We start from the raw sequence: 8,014 nt of genomic DNA on the forward strand, positions 1-8,014 counted from the left end.
ATTCCCTCCTCCTATAAAAGCATAATGCAAATAGGAGAGGTTTTCAATATTTTTGCACTGATAATTTGTGGATATAAAAATATTTATTCAACAAAGCAAAAAAACGAAGAAGGCTACGAAGGCTTTAAACTTTCTGTAAATTACATATCCCAGCGATATGAATTTACCTATCAAAGTGATGTTGACTTCAATAGGGATATTATAGATAAGACTAAGGAATTAGTGTGAACTTATCTTAATAAAAATTATGGTGGCGAGATTCCTTTGCCTGATATTTATAAAAATGTATGGTTTGAAAAAGAGATTATTGATAAGGCAATAACAATGCTAAAAAGAGAGAATCAAGTTGGGCAATCACAAGTTGGTATATTTATTACTGAAAAAGGAGTGGAGGAGTTGAAGCGACTGAAGCAAAAATTTACTATTTTAAGACGTCCTATTATTGTCCCAGAATTAGAAAGATCCCTGTCCGGATGGAGCGTGTATGGCAAAACAGACGAGGAAAGACGAGCTAAAGGGGGCGTCATGAAATAGAGAGAACGGCTCCATTTTTGAAAATAAAAGTTTTAGAAGAACCTTCTTCAAAACAACTCAAAGGGAAACTTTATGGCGAAATAGGAATTGGTACTTATAATCGGCAGTGGGTAGCTCTAAATAGTGCTACATTAAATGAAAGGGAATTTTACGAAACATACAAGAAAGAGGGGAGCGTATATATTTATATTTATACAAAAGGTGGGACATTATGGAAAGCAACCTCTATCGAAGTAATAGGCGAAGGCAGTAATGAATGGGTGCAGATATGGTTATCACAGGCAGAAACTACCATTTAAGAGAGAAACAAATATGGGCACTATTCAGCAACTGGAACACTGTTTTAAGGGAAACAATATAGAAGACTCATGTATTATACAAATTTTAAAAGATATTAATCGACATTAATCGACTTAGACAAGATTTTCCAATTCATACAGGAAAAGATATTGCCCGAGAAATCAAGGAAATATGGGAGAAGTAGAATGTTAATTCTGAAGCATCTGTAGTAGACAAATGGGATGTTATTTTGGATAAATATTTGAGTGTTTTAACGAAACTATACAAAGTAGTTTCTCTGGAGATGTCTAAGTAGTAATTTACCATCTGTAAAAAACTATCAAAGAATTCTTCTGAAATGGGGATAGGTTCTTTTTGTTACAGTGGTATGATTAATTAAGTGGGGAATTGGGACGGGTTCTTTTTCTTACACTGGTATAATTAATTATGACAGGTAGCTAAACAGCTACAATTCCAAGCTCAATTGAAGTGAAATTGTGAATATAAGCCAGAGATAAGATTTACAGGCATTTAGATAAGTTTTAGAATTAAATCTTTGTCCAGTAGTTTAAGTTCATTTTTGTCCTCTATAAATCTCGCCACATCTTTTCTAACTCTCACAAAATCAATCTTAGCCAACTTCTCCCTTAAGAAGTCGTTGAAATTTTCTGCATCCACATTTACTTTTTTATGCTCTGTCTGTTCTATAGCATTATTGAGAAGTTCAAAATTGGGGAGCAACTTTTTTCCCAGATACCATAGAAGGTCGTAAAAGTCTCTCCCTTTAGTGTATTTTCTAAAAAAACAGGCGTGCAGTTTCGTAGCATAAAGAGAGAATATCGAAATGCGTCACGGTAAAGACAAAGTGCTTATTTACTAATGAGATTTCTGTGTTCCAACCCTCAGGTGGATTTGAATCTATTTTAAGCTTAATGAAGAGCTTCTGGTTTTTCTGCTCAGATAACCCTAAATTAAATAAGATATCCTTAAATTTAAACATGGTTGATTTGACAGGTCCCTCTATACTTTTCTTAATCTCTAAAGAAAATCCTGTCTTTTCTAATTCATAAATAACCTTTTCTAAAAAAATGTCAACCTTATAACCCTTTCTATTAATGACTGAAAAATCAAGATTTTCCGAGAATCTTCGTAACCCATGTAGAAATCTCAGTGCTGTTCCTCCAACAAAGGCAAGGTTTCTAAAATAACCCCTATCATAGAGAATCTTCAATATAAGTAACTGCAGGAACTCTCTTGTAGTGTGAATCTTTAACTCACGGGCTGAAATTCCTGAAATCACTTTCTTAATTAAATCAAGCATAATTATTTTTCTTTTTTCATAAAATCTAATAACTTCGCCACTACCTCAACTACTCTTTTGTTTCCATATTTTTTGGCAAAATTCGTTAGTTTTTTCTTTTTTTAGTGTATCCAAATTTTGAAGCCGATATGACAGACTGAAAATATCTTTTCCCTTGTCTTTAAAATCTTGCAAGTTCAAGTAAATAAAGTCAAGCATCGCTTTTTCTGGTTCTGCAATAAGTACCGGAAATCCATTTTCATCTTCTATCTGTGTGAAGCCAAAAAACAAATCGGTCTTCACATGCTGATAAAGAAATGTACCAAAAGCATTCGTAAACTTAGCCGTCTTTTTTGTAGTAATAGAGGTCACATCCTCTACCTTTTCAGGAATTAAATCATAGAAACCGAGAGCGTATTCAGTACTCACATAAGAAGGTGAATACAGAGAGTTAGCCAAGAATACTCTTGATGGGTAAATTTTTCTATCACTCTCATTTAAAATATACAGTCCCCTCTTCAACTTAATAACCAGCCCTTTCTTTTGCTATAATGCTAAGTTCCATCTCAGAGCATCAGTTTTTTGCGTTACATTGAAGAAATGGCTCGATGAGATGATTGGGAACTCTCTAAAAACATTTTTGAATTCCAAGTAATTCATTTCTTTAAAGTGTGTTTTTTCACAAATTATAGAAATAATAAATCATAAAATTAGATTTGTCAAATTATATTTAATGAAGAACTAAGCCGTAAGTTTGGAAGTGAAGAGTTAAAGCTCAACGAGTTTGCCTTTTCTAAGGACCCAAAAATCAATCTTTGGTGGAGTTACACTTTCATCAACAATTGTCCCCCAATCTTCAAGTATAGTTGCCCCAAAAAGGACGCCAATTTTTTACCGTTTTCCTCACCTAAATCTTTAACAGGAAATAAAACATGACTGAAGAGATACTCTCTATCTTCCGAATCTTTCGCAATGCCAGAAATAAGCCTTCCTTTATACTTAAAATCTCTCTGCCCAATTTCACTTCAAATGTAATTACAGGTGCTATTGGGCATCCTTCTGCGAGCTCAGATATAATATATGACTTACGAGAGCCTGTATCTAATACCCCGTTTAGCTTTTTGGCTCTTATTTTTACCTCAACTAGAGGTCTTGCCATAGCTATTTTAAAGCTACACGACTCTGCTTTATATTTCCTTTAGGGTTTCTTCAAATATCTCTACTGGTATTCTTTCACGTAGTTCTTTAATGAGTTCGGTTTCAACTGTAGATTGACGCTCCCTCTCTAAGTCATATCTTACCCTGTACTTTTGACGCTCAAATTCTTTGCCATACTTGTCCTTATTTTGATTGTAGTATTTAAGGACTTCATCATCAGTTACACTCGTCCTACCAGTGATTTCTGCTCTTCTATACTCTTGTAGTAGTAGCCCATCTTCTGTTTCTTTAAGTTGTTTTTTAATATCCTTTGAGTATTCAAATTTATGGCGTGAAGCGGTAGCAGGTAACAATTTTTCAAAAGTTAGCCAGTTTGACACCCATGCTTCTACATCTTTAGGGTTATCAAACATCCTTAAACTGCGTTGTGCTTTGATAAAGTCACCTACAATAACTCTACCACCAGTCCAACTTAGTAATGGCATCTTTTCTACTTCCTCCGGAACCTTGGGAAGAGTTTCAATAAGTTTTTGGATTGCATGCTGGTTGTATCCGATGTGAGCAATACTCTTTAGATACTCAAGATAATCTGTGGAAAGTTGTCTCTCTTTTTCACTTTCAAGTCTCTGTTTTATCATATCTTTTTGTTTATTGAAATCGGGGCGCTTTGTTTTCTTGATATCATTAACTTTTATAATATAATACCCATTTCTTGTCCTAATAGGACGCGAAATTTTGCCACAGCTGAGCGAGAATATCACCTTCTGTAGTTCTGGCTCCATCCTACCCCAACTAATCCAGCCAAGGTCACCCCCTTTTTCTGCAGTACGCTGGTCTTCAGAATGCTGACGAGCAAGCTCAGCAAAATCTTTACCCAATATCAGCTCTTTATAGACATTATATGCTTTTTCTTTATCTTTAACAAGTATTTGACTTGCAGACACTTCTTTATCGAGATGCCACCAGTAATTTCTTATTTCCCAAGGTGATACCTTTACTCTCTTCCTAACAACTTGTATGTATAGGCTATTTATTGTAAGGCGATTCTTGAAATCACGTAGTCTATCTGCTACTTGTTTACCAAATCCTTTATCACGTGCATCTATAATCATAAGCTTGTCTGCTATTAACTTATCAAGAACTGCATTCTTTAGGGAATCAAGATTTGCGCCCTCAATTGGTCTATACATTTGCTTGAAACTCTCAATAGTTATAGCTTCAGCCCCTACTTTAGCAACTAATTTCACTTCACCTCTCACATATACAGGAAAAAGAGCAATAATTACTCCGATACCTAAAATTTTACTAAACATAGTGCCTCCTATTTTTCTAATCACTTTAAACCTTTTATAAGCTCTCTTGTCTTTTCTCCGTCTGCAACTATAAGTTCGGCAATCTTTGCAGTCATTTCTGTAATCATTTGGGTTATTTTTGCTCATCTCAGTAATCTTCGTATAATCCATGTATATCTTCTATGAAGGTACAAAAAGTATAATTAAACTCTCCGTGCTTCTGTAACTTAATATCATTTTTGCAACTCTAATATAAAGCCAAAGTGTATAAAAAGTCAAGTTTTTATTTTTGTAATAAAACTTTTTAGCTTTTTGGGGTCGTTAATACTCACTCTAATCTCAACTGTTCCTTTTGTTGAGCCTACCCAAGTTACAAGTGGATGATTGAGCAATGTTTTTTTAGGTAATTTTAGGAACTTAAGTCCAAATTCTCTACCTTTATTTATAACTTTTGTTATCCCAGCATCACGTGCAAGTATTTTGATTTGGATAGCAAGTAAAAGCGATTCCACTTCCTGCGGTAGCGGCCCAAATCTGTCAATCAGTTCATGTTTAAATTCATTAATTTCATGTAAGGAGTCGGCAGATGAGAGTCTTTTATATAGGCTGAACTTACGGGCTGGGTCTACATAGTAGTCTGGAATATAGCAATTTATACCAAGGTCAACAGTTGGTTCTATTCTCTTTTGTACTACTTCTCCTTTTATTCTCTTTATCTCTTCTGATAGTAGTTGTGTGTACAACTCATACCCAATTGCATGGATATGACCATGCTGTTCTCTACCCAATAAGTTACCTGCCCCTCTAAGTTCAAGGTCTCTAATTGCAATTTTAAAGCCTGCACCAAGTTCAGTATAGGTTATCATAGTTTGCAGTCTCCTCTTTGCTTCTTTTGTTATGTATTTTGGTATAAGTAAGTAGCAATAGGCACGAACATCAGACCTGCCCACTCTACCCCTTAACTGGTGGAGGTCGGCGAGTCCAAATCTATCGGCACGATTTATAATAATTGTGTTTACTTGAGGTATATCTATTCCAGAGCCTATTATAGCAGTTGAAACAAGGATATTGAAATCACCTATCAGGAACTTTAGCATTACTTCTTCAAGTTCCCGTTCCGATAGTTCTGAGTGTGCAATTCCGACATTAAAATTTGGGTCTAATTTACGAATCAGGTTTGCAATTATATTAATTGAGCGTATTCTGTTGTGTACAAAATATACTTGCCCTCCGCGCTGTATTTCACGAATAATTACCTGCTTAATAAGATTCTCATCCCACATAGAGATTTGGGTAACAATAGGTAACCTACCTTTAGGCGGTGTCTCAAGCTCAGACAGATCTCTTATTCTTGTCAGCGACATATATAGTGTCCTTGGGATAGGGGTTGCGGTTAAAGAAATTGTATCTATTCCTTTCTTTAATTTCTTTAGTTTCTCCTTTTGCTGGACACCAAATCTATGCTCTTCGTCTATAATAAGTAGACCAAGGTCATTGAACTGGACATCATTCCCAAGTAATCTGTGTGTTCCAATTACAATGTCAACGTCTCCTCGTTTAAGTCCGGCTACAATTTTTTGCTGTTTCATTCTTGTGTTGAAACGAGAAAGTGACTCAACTTTTACAGGAAACTCAATTAGTCTTTGTTTAAATGTTCTAAGGTGCTGTTCAGCAAGTATTGTTGTAGGGCATAGGAGTGCTACCTGTTTACCATCCATTACTGCCTTAAATGCAGCCCTCAAGGCGACCTCAGTTTTACCATAACCTACCTCACCACAAACAAGTCTATCCATTGATTTTTCTGATTCCATATCCATTTTTATTTCATTTATAACTTTTAACTGGTCTTGTGTCTCTTCGTAAGGAAACGAAGATTCAAGTTTAGCTTGCCATACATTATCGGGTGAAAACTTGTAACCTTTTGAAATTTTACGTTCTGCATATAATGAAAGTAGCTCATTAGTCAAATCTTGTATCGCTTTTCTTGCCCTGTTTTTCTTACGTTCCCATGCACCTGAGCCAAGTGCTGTTAATTCAGGTGGTCGCTCATAATGCCCTATATAGCGCTCAATATAACGGAGCTTGTCAAAAGGGACATATAGCTTATCTTCATCTTTATATAAGATAAGTAAACAATCTATCTCTGTATGGTTGACCTGTATTCTTTTTAACCCCTGATACAGTCCAATCCCATAGTCTACATGGACAACAAAATCACCAGGTTGTAAGGATTGGAGGTCCTCAATAGGGATTCCTTTACCTTTAAATGGGTGTATTGGTTTAACTCTTATTTTTCGTCCAAATATATCAGAGTAGGTGAAGACTGCAAGCTCAGCATCCGGTAGAATAAAGCCTTCACTTAAGTCTGACAATCTTACTTCAAGCTCAGGAAAAATTTCGAGTAGCCTTGATTTTTCAGTCTCATTTTCACAGATTACAAACACTTTATAGTGCTTAAGTTTAGCAAGTGTCTGATTAAATACATTGAGATTACCTTGATAGCTTGACTTCCCACATACATCATAGCCTTCACCTAAGTATACATAGGGGCGATTAGTCTCTTCTTGAGGTTCCACCTCTTTTATAGTATCGTATATAAGTAACGCATCTTTGTCCAAATAATCTTTGATATCGGCATCTCCTTGTGGCAGATTTATTGGCATGATTTCTGCAGTCCGGACTCTTGAGACTGAAGTCTGTATTAACGGGTCAAATTCGCGTATACTTGTTATTTCGTCGGCCATAAATTCAACCCTTAAAGGATAGGCTCGTCCATAGGGCCAGCAGTCGATTATTCCTCCCCTAACTGCAAATTCACCAAGCTCCTCAACAGTACCAACGCGGTTAAAACCAAACTCGGCTAATTTGTTTACTAATTTACTCATAGAAATATGGCTTCCAGTATTCAAATAGATTACATTTTTCTTAACCAATTCAGGAGAAGGTAGTCCCTTCTTTGGGTTTGTGACAACTATTACAGGAGCTGATTTAATAAGTGAGTTCAGTGCATAGTATAGGTCAGACATTATCTCAAGTGGAGGCGGCACTCTTTGACCCCGTCCCATCTCGGATGGGCGAGATTCATCCCATGACGGAATAAGGATTGCCTCTTTGAGGTCGCATCTCTTATTTGTCCATACCTTAATATCATCAAATAACTCATCCGGCCACGGTGTAATTATGCAAGTAGTTGGATTATTCTTTGATAGCTGTGCAATAAAGAATGATTTCAGTGCTCCATAAAGGCCCTGTATTTTTGGGCTTAACAGCGTTTTTTTAAACCTTTCTGACTTCAGGATTATAGTCTCAATATCAGCTAATGAGTTTTGCATTTTAATCTACCCATATTATAAAATTTACTAAACAACATTCAATTGTCAAGTTGTTTCTGCTTTGTGTAGTTATTATTTTAAAATGTTAAAGATAATTATTACGTGAAAACGTTAAATTT

At 35.7% G+C, this 8,014-nt stretch carries 9 protein-coding genes; 3 read left to right on the forward strand and 6 right to left on the reverse strand.

What is annotated here, in order from left to right:
- The 3 genes from QMD71_09690 to QMD71_09700 all read left to right on the forward strand — a co-directional run.
- The coding region (locus QMD71_09690; protein ID MDI6841095.1) for a hypothetical protein at positions 1-228 on the forward strand (228 nt) is incomplete at its 5' end.
- Between the two features lie 36 nt (positions 229-264).
- Positions 265-534 (forward strand): hypothetical protein, encoded by a 270-nt coding sequence (locus QMD71_09695; GenBank protein MDI6841096.1) that lies wholly within the window; start codon positions 265-267, stop codon positions 532-534.
- A 17-nt stretch (positions 535-551) separates the two neighbouring features.
- Complete coding sequence (locus tag QMD71_09700) at positions 552-833, forward strand: hypothetical protein (GenBank protein ID MDI6841097.1); 282 nt, start codon at positions 552-554, stop codon at positions 831-833.
- 511 nt (positions 834-1,344) lie between these two features.
- Here QMD71_09700 and QMD71_09705 read toward each other — a convergent pair.
- From QMD71_09705 to mfd, 6 genes are all read right to left on the reverse strand, one after another.
- Entirely contained in the window at positions 1,345-1,629 is a 285-nt protein-coding gene (locus QMD71_09705) for a hypothetical protein (GenBank protein MDI6841098.1), read from the reverse strand.
- The gene (locus QMD71_09710; GenBank protein ID MDI6841099.1) at positions 1,610-2,134 is read right to left on the reverse strand and encodes a nucleotidyl transferase AbiEii/AbiGii toxin family protein; all 525 of its coding nucleotides are present in this window, start codon (positions 2,132-2,134) and stop codon (positions 1,610-1,612) included. The genes QMD71_09705 and QMD71_09710 overlap by 20 nt, the downstream gene beginning before the upstream one ends.
- A gap of 45 nt (positions 2,135-2,179) precedes the next feature.
- Entirely contained in the window at positions 2,180-2,635 is a 456-nt protein-coding gene (locus QMD71_09715; GenBank protein ID MDI6841100.1) for a hypothetical protein, read from the reverse strand.
- 385 nt (positions 2,636-3,020) lie between these two features.
- Positions 3,021-3,272 carry a hypothetical protein gene (locus QMD71_09720; protein MDI6841101.1) on the reverse strand — a complete coding sequence of 84 codons (252 nt, stop codon included), beginning with the start codon at positions 3,270-3,272 and terminating at the stop codon, positions 3,021-3,023.
- Between the two features lie 28 nt (positions 3,273-3,300).
- Positions 3,301-4,584 carry a peptidylprolyl isomerase gene (locus QMD71_09725; protein ID MDI6841102.1) on the reverse strand — a complete coding sequence of 428 codons (1,284 nt, stop codon included), beginning with the start codon at positions 4,582-4,584 and terminating at the stop codon, positions 3,301-3,303.
- A gap of 254 nt (positions 4,585-4,838) precedes the next feature.
- Positions 4,839-7,895 carry a transcription-repair coupling factor gene (gene mfd, locus QMD71_09730; GenBank protein MDI6841103.1) on the reverse strand — a complete coding sequence of 1,019 codons (3,057 nt, stop codon included), beginning with the start codon at positions 7,893-7,895 and terminating at the stop codon, positions 4,839-4,841.
- Positions 7,896-8,014: the final 119 nt, after the last annotated feature.

This window comes from bacterium (genome assembly GCA_030018315.1).
Taxonomy (GTDB): Bacteria; Hydrothermota; UBA3073; order JACQXS01; family JAGMCI01; genus JASEGA01.

Coding starts and splice junctions, on each gene's coding strand:
- QMD71_09710 (MDI6841099.1), bottom strand. CDS start 2,134: ATGCTTGATTTAATTAAGAAAGTGATTTCAGGAATTTCAGCCCGTGAG.
- QMD71_09720 (MDI6841101.1), bottom strand. CDS start 3,272: ATGGCAAGACCTCTAGTTGAGGTAAAAATAAGAGCCAAAAAGCTAAAC.
- QMD71_09725 (MDI6841102.1), bottom strand. CDS start 4,584: ATGTTTAGTAAAATTTTAGGTATCGGAGTAATTATTGCTCTTTTTCCT.
- mfd (MDI6841103.1), bottom strand. CDS start 7,895: ATGCAAAACTCATTAGCTGATATTGAGACTATAATCCTGAAGTCAGAA.